Annotated in this window: 5 protein-coding genes, 8 rRNA genes and 1 riboswitch; of the genes, 2 read left to right on the top strand and 11 right to left on the bottom strand. The window is 44.1% G+C overall.

Annotated elements, in window-relative coordinates:
- The first annotated feature begins 133 nt into the window (after positions 1–133).
- Positions 134–1117: an A/G-specific adenine glycosylase gene (mutY, locus tag LLS04_RS03725; protein ID WP_323611998.1), complete on the top strand. Its 984-nt coding sequence runs from the start codon at positions 134–136 to the stop codon at positions 1115–1117.
- A 60-nt stretch (positions 1118–1177) separates the two neighbouring features.
- On the opposite strand, the gene LLS04_RS03720 is transcribed toward mutY, so the two are convergent.
- The 3 genes from LLS04_RS03720 to LLS04_RS03710 all read right to left on the bottom strand — a co-directional run bounded on the left by LLS04_RS03720 (position 1178) and on the right by LLS04_RS03710 (position 3700).
- Entirely contained in the window at positions 1178–2539 is a 1362-nt protein-coding gene (locus LLS04_RS03720; RefSeq protein ID WP_323611997.1) for an NCS2 family permease, read from the bottom strand.
- Between the two features lie 66 nt (positions 2540–2605).
- Positions 2606–2708: riboswitch (purine riboswitch) on the bottom strand.
- A 154-nt stretch (positions 2709–2862) separates the two neighbouring features.
- Positions 2863–3321, bottom strand: coding sequence for a hypothetical protein (locus LLS04_RS03715; RefSeq protein WP_323611996.1), 459 nt, complete (start codon positions 3319–3321; stop codon positions 2863–2865).
- Positions 3322–3442: 121 nt separating this feature from the next.
- Positions 3443–3700: a hypothetical protein gene (locus tag LLS04_RS03710; RefSeq protein WP_323611995.1), complete on the bottom strand. Its 258-nt coding sequence runs from the start codon at positions 3698–3700 to the stop codon at positions 3443–3445.
- A 94-nt stretch (positions 3701–3794) separates the two neighbouring features.
- Here LLS04_RS03710 and LLS04_RS03705 point away from each other — a divergent pair, with 94 nt between their 5' ends.
- On the top strand, positions 3795–4586 hold the full coding sequence (locus LLS04_RS03705) for a GNAT family N-acetyltransferase (RefSeq protein ID WP_323611994.1): 792 nt from the start codon (positions 3795–3797) through the stop codon (positions 4584–4586).
- Positions 4587–4781: 195 nt separating this feature from the next.
- Here LLS04_RS03705 and rrf (LLS04_RS03700) read toward each other — a convergent pair.
- The 8 genes from rrf (LLS04_RS03700) to LLS04_RS03665 form a co-directional block, all read right to left on the bottom strand.
- Positions 4782–4895, bottom strand: a 5S ribosomal RNA gene (gene rrf, locus LLS04_RS03700).
- Between the two features lie 75 nt (positions 4896–4970).
- Positions 4971–7868: ribosomal RNA gene (locus LLS04_RS03695) — 23S ribosomal RNA — on the bottom strand.
- A gap of 307 nt (positions 7869–8175) precedes the next feature.
- Positions 8176–9714, bottom strand: a 16S ribosomal RNA gene (locus LLS04_RS03690).
- Between the two features lie 523 nt (positions 9715–10237).
- A 5S ribosomal RNA gene (gene rrf / locus LLS04_RS03685) occupies positions 10238–10351 on the bottom strand.
- A 75-nt stretch (positions 10352–10426) separates the two neighbouring features.
- Positions 10427–13325 (bottom strand): 23S ribosomal RNA (locus LLS04_RS03680).
- A 306-nt stretch (positions 13326–13631) separates the two neighbouring features.
- Positions 13632–15169 (bottom strand): 16S ribosomal RNA (locus tag LLS04_RS03675).
- 522 nt (positions 15170–15691) lie between these two features.
- A 5S ribosomal RNA gene (rrf, locus tag LLS04_RS03670) occupies positions 15692–15805 on the bottom strand.
- A 74-nt stretch (positions 15806–15879) separates the two neighbouring features.
- A 23S ribosomal RNA gene (locus tag LLS04_RS03665) occupies positions 15880–18777 on the bottom strand.
- Together the 16S, 23S and 5S rRNA genes form the textbook arrangement of a ribosomal RNA operon.
- Positions 18778–19075: the final 298 nt, after the last annotated feature.

Genomic DNA, 19075 nt, shown 5'->3' with positions numbered 1-19075 from the left:
TTGTCTCTCTTGAAATTTACTTCATGATTTCCTTCTTAACCACTTATGGAGTAAATGATAATGAAACGCACTATCTCTCTAAGAAAAGAGCACCGAGCTCTTTTCTTTTTATTTTATCGTGTATACTATCCTTATGAACTTTACAGAACGACTCATGGGCTGGTACCACGAAAACAAACGCGTGTTACCTTTTAGGTCTCAAAAAGACCCTTACAAAATATGGGTAAGCGAAATCATGGCCCAACAAACACAAATCGCTACCATGATCCCCTATTATGATCGATGGATAAAACGATATCCCGATGTTGAAACTCTCGCCAATGCAGAAATTGACGAAGTATTAAAAATGTGGGAAGGACTCGGTTACTATCGTCGTGCACGAAACCTACATGCGGGTGCTCAATATGTTATGGAACATTACGAAGGCACGCTTCCTGCTGACAAAAAAGAACTCATGAAAATTCCAGGTATTGGTGACTACACGTCCAGTGCAATCGCTTCAATTGCTTTCAGTCTCCCTGAAATTGCGATTGATGGAAATGTAAAGCGTGTTATGGCACGCTATCTTAATTACACTGAAAATGTTAATACACGGGCTTGCCATAAATACTTCGAAACGTTTCTTAAAGAGGAGTTATTGTTAAATGGTGCTGACCCCAGTGACTTTACACAAGCTCTTATGGAGCTTGGAGCCCTTGTATGTACACCAAGTAACACAAACTGCGAAGGTTGCCCTTTTAAAGAAATGTGCGCTTGCTATCGTGGTGAGTGTATCGGAACAATACCATTTATTCCTAAAGCAAAACCGGTACCCATTTATGAAAAATCAGTTCTGATATATCAGAAAGATGGTAGAATTCTAATTTCAGATGATCACGAGGATGGTCTGATGGAGGGACTTTTAAGATTGCCACAAATTGACGGTGTTTATGCAACTGATCCAATAATAACGTTAAAACATAAATTTTCCCATTTACAGTGGAACATTTCGGTATTTGAGGTTGATACCATTCAAGACTTAAATCAAAATTGGTACTTTATTCCTCGAGAAGAGTTAAATAGACTTGCCATCATTACCGCTCATAAGAAAATACTAAAAAAACTCAACTTATTATAAATAAAAAACCACTCAATGAAGAGTGGTTTTCTTTTTTTATAAGGATATATTGTTATGATATTAGCTCATTGCTGTAATTACAAAGTTAAGAATAAAGAGTAACGCACTTCCATAAACAATTGGATGGACCTTTGATGCACGTTTCATTGATACCTCTACGATAATATAAGCAATGAAACCACATGCAATACCATTTGAAATACTGTAAGTTAGAACTGTCATAATAACTGTGAAAAATGCTGGAACAGCTTTTTCAAAATTAGTCCATTCAATATCACCAAATGAAGCACTCATTAATATACCAACAACAATAAGAGCAGGTGCTGTAGCTGCTGCAGGGATTAAACTAACAACTGGTGCTAAGATAATACTTACTAAGAAACATGCTGCTGTAACAACAGAAGTAAGTCCAGTGCGTCCACCGGCCCCAATTCCGGCAGAACTTTCAACAAACGTCGTAACATTTGAAGTTCCAAGAACTGCTCCTGCGGTAGTTGCAATCATATCCGCAAACAATCCACGTTCTAATTTTGACTTCATTCCACTTCCAGATTCTAAAGAATCTTGATCTTCTTGAGAAAAAATCCCTGAACGACGACCCGTACCAATAAATGTACCGATTGTGTCAAAAGTATCTGTTAATGAAAATGCAAAGATAATTGGTAGAATTTTAGTTAAATTATAATTTGTAAAGAGACTCACAAGACCTTCTTGACCCAGTGCCTTACCAAAAATTTCCCCAAATTCTTTAAAGATTACTGAGAACCCAACAGTTGACTGTGCGGCTCCACCGAGTTGAACAACTCCCATTGGAATACCAATAACAGTCGTTGCAAGAATACCAATCAAAATTGCACCTTTAATTTTTTTAAGCATTAATACAATTGTAATGATAAGTCCGATCGCTGCTAAGACAATACTTGGATCTTTAAAGTTTGTAATTGATGGTACAGCTCCAAACTCGATAAACTTGATGTTAAGAAGTCCAATATAAGCGATAAACAATCCGATACCTGCACTGATTGCTAATTGTAATGTTTCTGGAATTGCTTTGATTAGATGTTTACGAATATTTGTGACCGTCATAAACATATTCAACAATCCACAGATAAATACCATAGCAAGTGCTTCATAAGGTGTAAAACCACCTACTAATACAACTGTATAAGTAAAGAACGCATTCAACCCCATTCCTGGTGCTTGTGCATAAGGGATATTCGCAAATAACCCCATAATTAATGTACCAATTACAGATGCAAGAATTGTTGCTATATAAACCCCATTATACGGCAACCCTGATTCAGATAATATTTGTGGATTAACAAACAGTATATATGCCATCGCAAAGAATGTTGTTATTCCAGCCAATACCTCCGTACCAACTGTTGTATTATTTTCCTTGAGCTTAAAGAATTTTTCCATTTTATCTCCTCTCCTTAGCTTTCTTCTGATTAAAAAACCAAATAAAAAAAGATCGGGAGAAAACGATCTTGCGAGTTTTCACCACGATAGTCGATGTGTTTACGGTACATCGGTAGATACTACCCAACCATATTATGGGTATTATATTTGGTTATTAATACATGGATAGTATAGGTTAGTTCAAGTATGAATGTCAACCACCATTTTTAAAAGGCTTTGATCCTAAAGATAAAAGCCTTTTAATTATGTACTAAATCCTCCAGATTACCTATTTAAGTGGCTTGTTTACGGTAAGTTTTATGTGTAAATGAGCATATGAACGATTATTTTATTTGATTAATATTATCCGTTATAATCCAATCATCCATGTTTTTAGTACGATTATACTTAAATGCTTCAATAGATTCCATCTTCGATATTTCATAAAGACCAATGTATTTCTTACCGTACCACCACAATTTTTGCTTCTCAGAGAGATTTAATTGTTTATTGAAACCATTTATATACTGCACGGACTCATCAGGTGTCAACTCATATTTTTCAATTACTTCTGTAAGAATGGCGCGATGTGTTACCATCATATCTCCACCTTTTTCCACAAAATAAATAACATCACCGATTTTAGCTCTTCCGCCAAGTGGTGATTTTTTGGCCGCTGCAGCACGAATAATCATAGTCTTTTCTTTATTAAGTAACTTTTGTAGTTCTTTACCCTCATTGTCTAGGTATACTAAATGTTCTGCTTTTCCTTCTTTTTTTTCATACCAATTATTATCAGCCATATAAAGGTCTCCTTTCCTTTAAAATGTTAAATATACTATACCACATCTTATCGAATCATAACTTTAGACGTCTCACAAAATAAAAAAGAAAACGGATAAAATATCCGTTTTCATATCTGCGTTAATCTTCAGAGTTCATTTGATCTGAATCTTCCTTACGAGCCTGCTTAATTGCAGTCACAGAGCGTTCAGCTAACTTGTCCATGTTAGGAACATATTTGCCTTGGTTCTTTTTTCCTTGATCATCAGCACCACGATATAATCCATAAAGTGCAACAAGAATACCGAACCATAATAATACTTCATTATTCTGTAAACCTATCCCAAGTAGCAAAATCGCAATTCCCGCTAGTTGTAGTCTTAATCCATTATCGGTCATATTGTCCTCATTTCTTATTTAATTATACAATTTATAAGCATTATTACAAATGAATTCTACACTCATGGTACAATGTTTACGAAGAGGTGAATTAATGTACGAAATTATTCAATTAAATGAGTGTACTCTGGGAGAATTAGTGAAAGTTGTTAATGATTCTTTTAAAGACTACGCTGTAAAAATTAAACTTACTGAACAACAACTTAAGAATAAACTTGAAAGTGTCAAAGCAAACTTAACTTACTCGTTCGGAGCATTATATCAGGGCGAGCTCGTTGGTTTTATTATAAATGCTACAGACGGAAGTCTAGCATATAATGTGATGTCTGGTGTGGTTCCTGATCATCGAAGAAAAGGCGTATATACACAGATGTTTGACTCAACAATCACTTTTTTTAGTCTTTATGGAATTGATACTTATCAACTTGAAGTACTTCAATCAAATGAAGATGCGATCAAACTCTATACAAGAATGGGTTTCGAAAAAACAATCTCGTATGCGTGTTTTAAAGGGTCAATTATAGATGCAGTAAAGTCACCGAATGTTGAAACTTACACAGGTTCAATGTCTGATGAACTTAGTCATTTATGGCCTGCGGATCCTTCCTTCTCTAATAAACATTTTAATGTTAATGAACATAACACATATATGATTGAAGATAATGTCGAAAAAGCGTTTATTACAGTATCTAATGCTGGTGGTATTCGTCACTTTGGTTATCATAAAATATCAGAGTTAGTGGAACTTATAAACCATGTGAGTTCGATACATAATGTTCTTATTATTAATAATATTGATATTCAATCACAAGAAATAATTGAAACTCTAATTGATTTAGGGTTTGATTTATATATGAAACAATTCCAAATGGAACTTCATATCTAAAAGACACATGAGAGTGTCTTTTTTTGTGTTAAAAAGCGTTCTACACTCTGTTAGAACAACGAAACAATCTATTTCACAGGAATATCTACGAAATCTCAAATTTCTTCTGATAAGGCCTTAAAAGCAACAATTGAAGATTCATTTGTTCTCTATATTATGGCATAAAAAAAGACACTCTAAATAGAGTGTCAAATTACCTGGCGATGAACTATCTTCACTAGCGCGTGGCTAGATATTGTCGCCGCTAAAGTGCTTAACTTCTGTGTTCGAGATGGGAACAGGTGTGACCACTTCGCTAAAATCACCAGATCATAGTGCATTAGAGAGATGAACTCTCAAAACTGAATAACAGAAATTTGATCTTTTTCGAATCGTTGTATCTTTGTGATTAAAACCTCGACCTATTAGTATCAGTCAGCTCCACATATCACTATGCTTCCACCTCTGACCTATCAACCTGATCGTCTCTCAGGGGTCTTACTACTTACGTATGGGAAATCTCATCTTGGAGTTGGCTTCGTGCTTAGATGCTTTCAGCGCTTATCCAGTCCATACTTAGCTACCCAGCGATGCCCTTGGCAGAACAACTGGTACACCAGCGGTATGTCCATCCCGGTCCTCTCGTACTAGGGACAGCGCTCCTCAAATTTCCTACGCCCACAACAGATAGGGACCGAACTGTCTCACGACGTTCTGAACCCAGCTCGCGTACCGCTTTAATGGGCGGACAGCCCAACCCTTGGAACCTAATTCAGCTCCAGGATGCGATGAGCCGACATCGAGGTGCCAAACCTCGCCGTCGATGTGAACTCTTGGGCGAGATTAGCCTGTTATCCCCAGGGTAGCTTTTATCCGTTAAGCGACGGCCCTTCCACTCGGAACCGCCGGATCGCTAAGCCCGACTTTCGTCCCTGCTCGACTTGTAGGTCTCGCAGTCAAGCACCCTTCTGCCTTTACGCTCGTCGATTGATTTCCAACCAATCTGAGGGTACCTTTGGGCGCCTCCGTTACTCTTTAGGAGGCGACCGCCCCAGTCAAACTGCCCACCTGACACTCTCCCGGTACCGGATCGCGGTACGCGGTTAGAACTTCAAACATACAAGAGTGGTATCCCAATGGCGACTCCACATATACTAGCGTACATGCTTCATAGTCTCCCACCTATCCTGTACATGTAGGCTCAAAGTTCAATATCAAGCTACAGTAAAGCTCCATGGGGTCTTTCCGTCTAGTTGCGGGTAACCGGCATCTTTACCGGTACTAAGATTTCACCGAGTCTGCTGCCGAGACAGCGCCCAAATCGTTACACCTTTCGTGCGGGTCGGAACTTACCCGACAAGGAATTTCGCTACCTTAGGACCGTTATAGTTACGGCCGCCGTTCACTGGGGCTTCAGTTCAATGCTTCGAACGAATTCTAACATATTCCCTTAACCTTCCAGCACCGGGCAGGTGTCACCCCCTATACTTCGTCTTGCGACTTTGCAGAGAGCTGTGTTTTAGTTAAACAGTCGCTTGGGCCTCTTCACTGCGGCTCTTACGAGCACCCCTTCTCCCGAAGTTACGGGGTCATTTTGCCGAGTTCCTTGGCAACAGTTCTCTCGCTCACCTTAGGATTCTCTCCTTGCCTACCTGTGTCGGTTTTGGTACGGGCCAATACATAATTAACGCTAGAAACTTTTCTTGAGAGCTGGCATCAGTTACTTCGCTACTTCCTCACGGGTTCACTCCTCGTAACGCCTTTGCTTTGCATGGCGGATTTGCCTACCATACAGCTCCTTCGCTTAAACCAGCACTTCCAGTCGCTGGCATAACCTAGCCTTCTCTGTCATTCCTTCACTTATGTATCGGGTACAGGAATATCAACCTGTTGTCCATCGACTACGCTTTTCAGCCTCATCTTAGGTCCCGACTTACCCAGGGAGGACGAGCCTTCCCCTGGAAACCTTAGGCAATCGGTGTGTCAGATTCTCACTGACATCTCGCTACTCACACCGGCATTCTCACTTCTATACACTCCACTGCTCCTTACGGTACAGCTTCAACGCAGTATAGAACGCTCCCCTACCATTTATTGAAACAATAAATCCATAGTTTCGGTATCATACTTAGCCCCGGTACATTTTCGGCGCAGGGTCACTCGACTAGTGAGCTGTTACGCACTCTTTAAAGGATGGCTGCTTCTGAGCCAACCTCCTAGTTGTCTGTGCATCCCCACATCCTTTTCCACTTAGCATGAATTTTGGGACCTTAACTGATGGTCTGGGCTGTTTCCCTTTCGACTACGGACCTTATCACCCATAGTCTGACTGCCAACTACTATCCACTGGCATTCGGAGTTTGATTATATTCAGTACCCCGAGATGGGGCCATCATACATTCAGTGCTCTACCTCCAGTGGCCTTACATTGACGCTAGCCCTAAAGCTATTTCGGGGAGAACCAGCTATATCTGAGTTCGATTGGAATTTCTCCGCTAGCCACAACTCATCCGCCAGCTTTTCAACGATGGTCGGTTCGGTCCTCCATTTGGTTTCACCCAAACTTCAACCTGGTCATGGCTAGATCACTCAGTTTCGGGTCTACCACAATGTACTATATCGCCCTATTAAGACTCGCTTTCGCTTCGGCTCCGTCTCTTCAACTTAACCTCGCACATTATGAGTAACTCGCCGGTTCATTCTACAAAAGGCACGCCATCACCCATTAACGGGCTCTGACTTCTTGTAAGCATACGGTTTCAGGATCTATTTCACTCCGCTTCCGCGGTTCTTTTCACCTTTCCCTCACGGTACTGGTTCACTATCGGTCACTAAGGAGTATTTAGCCTTACCGGGTGGTCCCGGTTGATTCCGACAAGGTTTCTCGTGCCTCGCCGTACTCAGGATACCACTAGAGTATCTTACGCTTTCGTCTACAGGGTTTGCACCTTCTTTGACTGGCCTTTCAATGCCATTCGACTAGCTTCGATATCCCACGTTGTGGTCCTACTACCCCATCACGAAGATGGTTTGGGCTCTTCCCGTTTCGCTCGCCACTACTCAGGGAATCACTTTTGTTTTCTTTTCCTCTTGCTACTAAGATGTTTCAGTTCGCAAGGTTGCCTCATCATAAACTATGTATTCATTTATGTGTAATACTGCATAACCAGTATTGGGTTTCCCCATTCGGATACCCCCGGATCGTTGTGTACGTACCACTCCCCGAGGCATTTCGCTGTTAGTCGCGTCCTTCATCAGCTCTTAGTGCCTAGGCATCCACCGTACGCCCTTACATATTTAATCACATGTAATTTCGCGCCCTAATTCTTAAAATCAGGTTTTTTTAACGCTTATCGCTTGATAAGCTGTGTGTTTGCTTTGATTGCTTACTTAATTGCTTAAGTTACTGTTTTTGTTTAACTTGATGTAAATCTAGTTTTATACAACTATTCGAAAAGATCGTGTTGATAACATTTATTTCTTTGTCTATCTCTTTTTCTTTTCTGTTATTCAGTTTTCAAAGATCATTTTTCTTGAGATTCCAACGGACTCTCAAAACTAAACAGGAAACTTTAGGTGTCAACTTCACGTCTTTCTAATTACTCCTTAGAAAGGAGGTGATCCATCCCCACCTTCCGGTAGGGATACCTTGTTACGACTTAACCCCAATCATCGATCCTACCTTCGACGGCTCCCTCCTAGTAAACTAGGTTAGGCCACCGGCTTCGGGTATTACCAACTCTCATGGTTTGACGGGCGGTGTGTACAAGGCCCGAGAACGTATTCACCGCGGCATTCTGATCCGCGATTACTAGCGATTCCGACTTCATGGAGTCGAGTTGCAGACTCCAATCCGAACTGAGACGTACTTTCTGAGATTCGCTCCGCATCGCTGCTTCGCTGCCCTCTGTATACGCCATTGTAGTACGTGTGTAGCCCAGATCATAAGGGGCATGATGATTTGACGTCATCCCCACCTTCCTCCGGTTTATCACCGGCAGTCTCTTTAGAGTCCCCAACTTAATGCTGGTAACTAAAGACAAGGGTTGCGCTCGTTGCGGGACTTAACCCAACATCTCACGACACGAGCTGACGACAACCATGCACCACCTGTATCCGCCATAACTATTACACATCTCTGTGCTTTTGCGCGGTATGTCAAGACCTGGTAAGGTTCTTCGCGTTGCTTCGAATTAAACCACATACTCCACCGCTTGTGCGGGCCCCCGTCAATTCCTTTGAGTTTTACGCTTGCGCGCATACTCCCCAGGCGGGATACTTATTGCGTTAACTACAGCACTGAATTTCTCCAACACTTAGTATCCATCGTTTACGGCGTGGACTACTAGGGTATCTAATCCTATTTGCTCCCCACGCTTTCGAGCCTCAGCGTCAGTTACAGGCCAGTTAGCCGCCTTCGCCACTGGTGTTCCTCCATATATCTACGCATTTTACCGCTACACATGGAATTCCACTAACCTCTCCTGCACTCTAGTCTACCAGTTTCTATGGCATCACGGGGTTAAGCCCCGAACTTTAACCATAAACTTGATAAACCGCCTGCGCTCCCTTTACGCCCAATAATTCCGGATAACGCTTGCCACCTACGTATTACCGCGGCTGCTGGCACGTAGTTAGCCGTGGCTTTCTGGTAAGGTACCGTCATATAGAAAGCATTCCCTCTTCCTATCGTTCTTCCCTTACAACAGAGCTTTACAACCCGAAGGCCGTCTTCACTCACGCGGCGTTGCTCGGTCAGGGTTTCCCCCATTGCCGAAAATTCCCTACTGCTGCCTCCCGTAGGAGTCTGGGCCGTGTCTCAGTCCCAGTGTGGCCGGTCACCCTCTCAGGTCGGCTACGCATCATCGTCTTGGTAAGCCGTTACCTTACCAACTAACTAATGCGCCATAAGCCCATCTCGTTGTGATGTATCCCATCTTTAATTAATCTAAGATGTCTTAGATTAACGTATCCGGTATTAGCAGAAGTTTCCCTCTGTTATCCCAGGCATCGAGGCAGGTTGCTTATGTATTACTCACCCGTTCGCCACTAAGTTCCAAGGAGCAAGCTCCTCTTCACTTCGTTCGACTTGCATGTATTAGGCACGCCGCCAGCGTTCATCCTGAGCCAGGATCGAACTCTCCATTTGATTCTTTCTCTTTTTAACTCTGACGAGTTTTGTTTATTTATTTATCCGTATTTCTTTTTGAAATTGACGTTTCCTGTTTAGTTTTCAAAGACCATTTTCTGCACCCGGTTTCCCTTAGCGCTTGTATATAATACCACCCTCTTTAGCCACCGTCAACACTATTTTCACTTTATTTTGACATTTCTTCTTTTTTTAGGTCTTTTCAGTTCATTCGTGATTTTCACGGTTCATATATGCCTATTCAACCTGTTTTTTTGTCCTTTTTTTAGCCTATTTGAGGATTTTTTTTTGCTTGTTTCACCCTTTCCGGTCTTACAGATTGTGCTTTTATAAGCTTTATGACGATCCATCATCAAGGTCCAGAATCTTTCTAAAGCCTGAATTCTTGATATTCTCATAGTGCCTTGTCATTTTATACAGAGATGATTGCTTACAGTAATGATTTAATGACATAAAAAAGACACTCGAAAGTGATAATGCTTTGACAGCATAAAAAAAGACACTCTAAATAGAGTGTCAAATTACCTGGCGATGAACTATCTTCACTAGCGCGTGGCTAGATATTGTCGCCGCTAAAGTGCTTAACTTCTGTGTTCGAGATGGGAACAGGTGTGACCACTTCGCTAAAATCACCAGATCGTAGTGCATTAGAGAGATGAACTCTCAAAACTGAATAACAGAAATTTGATCTTTTTCGAATCGTTGTATCTTTGTGATTAAAACCTCGACCTATTAGTATCAGTCAGCTCCACATATCACTATGCTTCCACCTCTGACCTATCAACCTGATCGTCTCTCAGGGGTCTTACTACTTACGTATGGGAAATCTCATCTTGGAGTTGGCTTCGTGCTTAGATGCTTTCAGCGCTTATCCAGTCCATACTTAGCTACCCAGCGATGCCCTTGGCAGAACAACTGGTACACCAGCGGTATGTCCATCCCGGTCCTCTCGTACTAGGGACAGCGCTCCTCAAATTTCCTACGCCCACAACAGATAGGGACCGAACTGTCTCACGACGTTCTGAACCCAGCTCGCGTACCGCTTTAATGGGCGGACAGCCCAACCCTTGGAACCTAATTCAGCTCCAGGATGCGATGAGCCGACATCGAGGTGCCAAACCTCGCCGTCGATGTGAACTCTTGGGCGAGATTAGCCTGTTATCCCCAGGGTAGCTTTTATCCGTTAAGCGACGGCCCTTCCACTCGGAACCGCCGGATCGCTAAGCCCGACTTTCGTCCCTGCTCGACTTGTAGGTCTCGCAGTCAAGCACCCTTCTGCCTTTACGCTCGTCGATTGATTTCCAACCAATCTGAGGGTACCTTTGGGCGCCTCCGTTACTCTTTAGGAGGCGACCGCCCCAGTCAAACTGCCCACCTGACACTCTCCCGGTACCGGATCGCGGTACGCGGTTAGAACTTCAAACATACAAGAGTGGTATCCCAATGGCGACTCCACATATACTAGCGTACATGCTTCATAGTCTCCCACCTATCCTGTACATGTAGGTTCAAAGTTCAATATCAAGCTACAGTAAAGCTCCATGGGGTCTTTCCGTCTAGTTGCGGGTAACCGGCATCTTTACCGGTACTAAGATTTCACCGAGTCTGCTGCCGAGACAGCGCCCAAATCGTTACACCTTTCGTGCGGGTCGGAACTTACCCGACAAGGAATTTCGCTACCTTAGGACCGTTATAGTTACGGCCGCCGTTCACTGGGGCTTCCAGTTCAATGCTTCGAACGAATTCTAACATATTCCCTTAACCTTCCAGCACCGGGCAGGTGTCACCCCCTATACTTCGTCTTGCGACTTTGCAGAGAGCTGTGTTTTAGTTAAACAGTCGCTTGGGCCTCTTCACTGCGGCTCTTACGAGCACCCCTTCTCCCGAAGTTACGGGGTCATTTTGCCGAGTTCCTTGGCAACAGTTCTCTCGCTCACCTTAGGATTCTCTCCTTGCCTACCTGTGTCGGTTTTGGTACGGGCCAATACATAATTAACGCTAGAAACTTTTCTTGAGAGCTGGCATCAGTTACTTCGCTACTTCCTCACGGGTTCACTCCTCGTAACGCCTTTGCTTTGCATGGCGGATTTGCCTACCATACAGCTCCTTCGCTTAAACCAGCACTTCCAGTCGCTGGCATAACCTAGCCTTCTCTGTCATTCCTTCACTTATGTATCGGGTACAGGAATATCAACCTGTTGTCCATCGACTACGCTTTTCAGCCTCATCTTAGGTCCCGACTTACCCAGGGAGGACGAGCCTTCCCCTGGAAACCTTAGGCAATCGGTGTGTCAGATTCTCACTGACATCTCGCTACTCACACCGGCATTCTCACTTCTATACACTCCACTGCTCCTTACGGTACAGCTTCAACGCAGTATAGAACGCTCCCCTACCATTTATTGAAACAATAAATCCATAGTTTCGGTATCATACTTAGCCCCGGTACATTTTCGGCGCAGGGTCACTCGACTAGTGAGCTGTTACGCACTCTTTAAAGGATGGCTGCTTCTGAGCCAACCTCCTAGTTGTCTGTGCATCCCCACATCCTTTTCCACTTAGCATGAATTTTGGGACCTTAACTGATGGTCTGGGCTGTTTCCCTTTCGACTACGGACCTTATCACCCATAGTCTGACTGCCAACTACTATCCACTGGCATTCGGAGTTTGATTATATTCAGTACCCCGAGATGGGGCCATCATACATTCAGTGCTCTACCTCCAGTGGCCTTACATTGACGCTAGCCCTAAAGCTATTTCGGGGAGAACCAGCTATATCTGAGTTCGATTGGAATTTCTCCGCTAGCCACAACTCATCCGCCAGCTTTTCAACGATGGTCGGTTCGGTCCTCCATTTGGTTTCACCCAAACTTCAACCTGGTCATGGCTAGATCGCTCAGTTTCGGGTCTACCACAATGTACTATATCGCCCTATTAAGACTCGCTTTCGCTTCGGCTCCGTCTCTTCAACTTAACCTCGCACATTATGAGTAACTCGCCGGTTCATTCTACAAAAGGCACGCCATCACCCATTAACGGGCTCTGACTTCTTGTAAGCATACGGTTTCAGGATCTATTTCACTCCGCTTCCGCGGTTCTTTTCACCTTTCCCTCACGGTACTGGTTCACTATCGGTCACTAAGGAGTATTTAGCCTTACCGGGTGGTCCCGGTTGATTCCGACAAGGTTTCTCGTGCCTCGCCGTACTCAGGATACCACTAGAGTATCTTACGCTTTCGTCTACAGGGTTTGCACCTTCTTTGACTGGCCTTTCAATGCCATTCGACTAGCTTCGATATCCCACGTTGTGGTCCTACTACCCCATCACGAAGATGGTTTGGGCTCTTCCCGTTTCGCTCGCCACTACTCAGGGAATCACTTTTGTTTTCTTTTCCTCTTGCTACTAAGATGTTTCAGTTCGCAAGGTTGCCTCATCATAAACTATGTATTCATTTATGTGTAATACTGCATAACCAGTATTGGGTTTCCCCATTCGGATACCCCCGGATCGTTGTGTACGTACCACTCCCCGAGGCATTTCGCTGTTAGTCGCGTCCTTCATCAGCTCTTAGTGCCTAGGCATCCACCGTACGCCCTTACATATTTAATCACATGTAATTTCGCGCCCTAATTCTTAAAATCAGGTTTTTTTAACGCTTATCGCTTGATAAGCTGTGTGTTTGCTTTGATTGCTTACTTAATTGCTTAAGTTACTGTTTTTGTTTAACTTGATGTAAATCTAGTTTTATACAACTATTCGAAAAGATCATGTTGATAACATTTATTTCTTTGTCTATCTCTTTTTCTTTTCTGTTATTCAGTTTTCAAAGATCGTTTTCTTGAGATTCCAACGGACTCTCAAAACTAAACAGGAAACTTTAGGTGTCAACTTCACGTCTTTCTAATTACTCCTTAGAAAGGAGGTGATCCATCCCCACCTTCCGGTAGGGATACCTTGTTACGACTTAACCCCAATCATCGATCCTACCTTCGACGGCTCCCTCCTAGTAAACTAGGTTAGGCCACCGGCTTCGGGTATTACCAACTCTCATGGTTTGACGGGCGGTGTGTACAAGGCCCGAGAACGTATTCACCGCGGCATTCTGATCGCGATTACTAGCGATTCCGACTTCATGGAGTCGAGTTGCAGACTCAATCCGAACTGAGACGTACTTTCTGAGATTCGCTCCGCATCGCTGCTTCGCTGCCCTCTGTATACGCCATTGTAGTACGTGTGTAGCCCAGATCATAAGGGGCATGATGATTTGACGTCATCCCCACCTTCCTCCGGTTTATCACCGGCAGTCTCTTTAGAGTCCCCAACTTAATGCTGGTAACTAAAGACAAGGGTTGCGCTCGTTGCGGGACTTAACCCAACATCTCACGACACGAGCTGACGACAACCATGCACCACCTGTATCCGCCATAACTATTACACATCTCTGTGCTTTTGCGCGGTATGTCAAGACCTGGTAAGGTTCTTCGCGTTGCTTCGAATTAAACCACATACTCCACCGCTTGTGCGGGCCCCCGTCAATTCCTTTGAGTTTTACGCTTGCGCGCATACTCCCCAGGCGGGATACTTATTGCGTTAACTACAGCACTGAATTTCTCCAACACTTAGTATCCATCGTTTACGGCGTGGACTACTAGGGTATCTAATCCTATTTGCTCCCCACGCTTTCGAGCCTCAGCGTCAGTTACAGGCCAGTTAGCCGCCTTCGCCACTGGTGTTCCTCCATATATCTACGCATTTTACCGCTACACATGGAATTCCACTAACCTCTCCTGCACTCTAGTCTACCAGTTTCTATGGCATCACGGGGTTAAGCCCCGAACTTTAACCATAAACTTGATAAACCGCCTGCGCTCCCTTTACGCCCAATAATTCCGGATAACGCTTGCCACCTACGTATTACCGCGGCTGCTGGCACGTAGTTAGCCGTGGCTTTCTGGTAAGGTACCGTCATATAGAAAGCATTCCCTCTTCCTATCGTTCTTCCCTTACAACAGAGCTTTACAACCCGAAGGCCGTCTTCACTCACGCGGCGTTGCTCGGTCAGGGTTTCCCCCATTGCCGAAAATTCCCTACTGCTGCCTCCCGTAGGAGTCTGGGCCGTGTCTCAGTCCCAGTGTGGCCGGTCACCCTCTCAGGTCGGCTACGCATCATCGTCTTGGTAAGCCGTTACCTTACCAACTAACTAATGCGCCATAAGCCCATCTCGTTGTGATGTATCCCATCTTTAATTAATCTAAGATGTCTTAGATTAACGTATCCGGTATTAGCAGAAGTTTCCCTCTGTTATCCCAGGCATCGAGGCAGGTTGCTTATGTATTACTCACCCGTTCGCCACTAAGTTCCAAGGAGCAAGCTCCTCTTCACTTCGTTCGACTTGCATGTATTAGGCACGCCGCCAGCGTTCATCCTGAGCCAGGATCGAAACTCTCCATTTGATTCTTTCTCTTTTTAACTCTGACGAGTTTTGTTTATTTATTTATCCGTATTTCTTTTTGAAATTGACGTTTCCTGTTTAGTTTTCAAAGACCATTTTCTGCACCCGGTTTCCCTTAGCGCTTGTATATAATACCACCCTCTTTAGCCACCGTCAACACTATTTTCACTTTATTTTGACATTTCTTCTTTTTTTAGGTCTTTTCAGTTCATTCGTGATTTTCACGGTTCATATATGCCTATTCAACCTGTTTTTTTGTCCTTTTTTTAGCCTATTTGAGGATTTTTTTTGCTTGTTTCACCCTTTCCGGTCTTACAGATTGTGCTTTTATAAGCTTTATGACGATCCATCATCAAGGTCCAGAATCTTTCTAAAGCCTGAATTCTTGATATTCTCATAGTGCCTTGTCATTTTATACAGAGATGATTGCTTACAGTAATGATTTAATGACATAAAAAAGACACTCGAAAGTGATAATGCTTTGACAGCATAAAAAAAGACACTCTAAATAGAGTGTCAAATTACCTGGCGATGAACTATCTTCACTAGCGCGTGGCTAGATATTGTCGCCGCTAAAGTGCTTAACTTCTGTGTTCGAGATGGGAACAGGTGTGACCACTTCGCTAAAATCACCAGATCGTAGTGCATTAGAGAGATGAACTCTCAAAACTGAATAACAGAAATTTGATCTTTTCGAATCGTTGTATCTTTGTGATTAAAACCTCGACCTATTAGTATCAGTCAGCTCCACATATCACTATGCTTCCACCTCTGACCTATCAACCTGATCGTCTCTCAGGGGTCTTACTACTTACGTATGGGAAATCTCATCTTGGAGTTGGCTTCGTGCTTAGATGCTTTCAGCGCTTATCCAGTCCATACTTAGCTACCCAGCGATGCCCTTGGCAGAACAACTGGTACACCAGCGGTATGTCCATCCCGGTCCTCTCGTACTAGGGACAGCGCTCCTCAAATTTCCTACGCCCACAACAGATAGGGACCGAACTGTCTCACGACGTTCTGAACCCAGCTCGCGTACCGCTTTAATGGGCGGACAGCCCAACCCTTGGAACCTAATTCAGCTCCAGGATGCGATGAGCCGACATCGAGGTGCCAAACCTCGCCGTCGATGTGAACTCTTGGGCGAGATTAGCCTGTTATCCCCAGGGTAGCTTTTATCCGTTAAGCGACGGCCCTTCCACTCGGAACCGCCGGATCGCTAAGCCCGACTTTCGTCCCTGCTCGACTTGTAGGTCTCGCAGTCAAGCACCCTTCTGCCTTTACGCTCGTCGATTGATTTCCAACCAATCTGAGGGTACCTTTGGGCGCCTCCGTTACTCTTTAGGAGGCGACCGCCCCAGTCAAACTGCCCACCTGACACTCTCCCGGTACCGGATCACGGTACGCGGTTAGAACTTCAAACATACAAGAGTGGTATCCCAATGGCGACTCCACATATACTAGCGTACATGCTTCATAGTCTCCCACCTATCCTGTACATGTAGGTTCAAAGTTCAATATCAAGCTACAGTAAAGCTCCATGGGGTCTTTCCGTCTAGTTGCGGGTAACCGGCATCTTTACCGGTACTAAGATTTCACCGAGTCTGCTGCCGAGACAGCGCCCAAATCGTTACACCTTTCGTGCGGGTCGGAACTTACCCGACAAGGAATTTCGCTACCTTAGGACCGTTATAGTTACGGCCGCCGTTCACTGGGGCTTCAGTTCAATGCTTCGAACGAATTCTAACATATTCCCTTAACCTTCCAGCACCGGGCAGGTGTCACCCCCTATACTTCGTCTTGCGACTTTGCAGAGAGCTGTGTTTTAGTTAAACAGTCGCTTGGGCCTCTTCACTGCGGCTCTTACGAGCACCCCTTCTCCCGAAGTTACGGGGTCATTTTGCCGAGTTCCTTGGCAACAGTTCTCTCGCTCACCTTAGGATTCTCTCCTTGCCTACCTGTGTCGGTTTTGGTACGGGCCAATACATAATTAACGCTAGAAACTTTTCTTGAGAGCTGGCATCAGTTACTTCGCTACTTCCTCACGGGTTCACTCCTCGTAACGCCTTTGCTTTGCATGGCGGATTTGCCTACCATACAGCTCCTTCGCTTAAACCAGCACTTCCAGTCGCTGGCATAACCTAGCCTTCTCTGTCATTCCTTCACTTATGTATCGGGTACAGGAATATCAACCTGTTGTCCATCGACTACGCTTTTCAGCCTCATCTTAGGTCCCGACTTACCCAGGGAGGACGAGCCTTCCCCTGGAAACCTTAGGCAATCGGTGTGTCAGATTCTCACTGACATCTCGCTACTCACACCGGCATTCTCACTTCTATACACTCCACTGCTCCTTACGGTACAGCTTCAACGCAGTATAGAACGCTCCCCTACCATTTATTGAAACAATAAATCCATAGTTTCGGTATCATACTTAGCCCCGGTACATTTTCGGCGCAGGGTCACTCGACTAGTGAGCTGTTACGCACTCTTTAAAGGATGGCTGCTTCTGAGCCAACCTCCTAGTTGTCTGTGCATCCCCACATCCTTTTCCACTTAGCATGAATTTTGGGACCTTAACTGATGGTCTGGGCTGTTTCCCTTTCGACTACGGACCTTATCACCCATAGTCTGACTGCCAACTACTATCCACTGGCATTCGGAGTTTGATTATATTCAGTACCCCGAGATGGGGCCATCATACATTCAGTGCTCTACCTCCAGTGGCCTTACATTGACGCTAGCCCTAAAGCTATTTCGGGGAGAACCAGCTATATCTGAGTTCGATTGGAATTTCTCCGCTAGCCACAACTCATCCGCCAGCTTTTCAACGATGGTCGGTTCGGTCCTCCATTTGGTTTCACCCAAACTTCAACCTGGTCATGGCTAGATCGCTCAGTTTCGGGTCTACCACAATGTACTATATCGCCCTATTAAGACTCGCTTTCGCTTCGGCTCCGTCTCTTCAACTTAACCTCGCACATTATGAGTAACTCGCCGGTTCATTCTACAAAAGGCACGCCATCACCCATTAACGGGCTCTGACTTCTTGTAAGCATACGGTTTCAGGATCTATTTCACTCCGCTTCCGCGGTTCTTTTCACCTTTCCCTCACGGTACTGGTTCACTATCGGTCACTAAGGAGTATTTAGCCTTACCGGGTGGTCCCGGTTGATTCCGACAAGGTTTCTCGTGCCTCGCCGTACTCAGGATACCACTAGAGTATCTTACGCTTTCGTCTACAGGGTTTGCACCTTCTTTGACTGGCCTTTCAATGCCATTCGACTAGCTTCGATATCCCACGTTGTGGTCCTACTACCCCATCACGAAGATGGTTTGGGCTCTTCCCGTTTCGCTCGCCACTACTCAGGGAATCACTTTTGTTTTCTTTTCCTCTTGCTACTAAGATGTTTCAGTTCGCAAGGTTGCCTCATCATAAACTATGTATTCATTTATGTGTAATACTGCATAACCAGTATTGGGTTTCCCCATTCGGATACCCCCGGATCGTTGTGTACGTACCACTCCCCGAGGCATTTCGCTGTTAGTCGCGTCCTTCATCAGCTCTTAGTGCCTAGGCATCCACCGTACGCCCTTACATATTTAATCACATGTAATTTCGCGCCCTAATTCTTAAAATCAGGTTTTTTTTAACGCTTATCGCTTGATAAGCTGTGTGTTTGCTTTGATTGCTTACTTAATTGCTTAAGTTACTGTTTTTGTTTAACTTGATGTAAATCTAGTTTTATACAACTATTCGAAAAGATCATGTTGATAACATTTATTTCTTTGTCTATCTCTTTTTCTTTTCTGTTATTCAGTTTTCAAAGATCGTTTTTCTTGAGATTCCAACGGACTCTCAAAACTAAACAGGAAACTTTAGGTGTCAACTTCACGTCTTTCTAAT

Source organism: Erysipelothrix enhydrae (genome assembly GCF_035066605.1).
GTDB lineage: Bacteria > Bacillota_I > Bacilli_A > Erysipelotrichales > Erysipelotrichaceae > Erysipelothrix > Erysipelothrix amsterdamensis.
The sequence above is the reverse complement of the archived record's forward strand: the minus strand, read 5'-3'. Positions and strand labels throughout refer to the sequence as shown.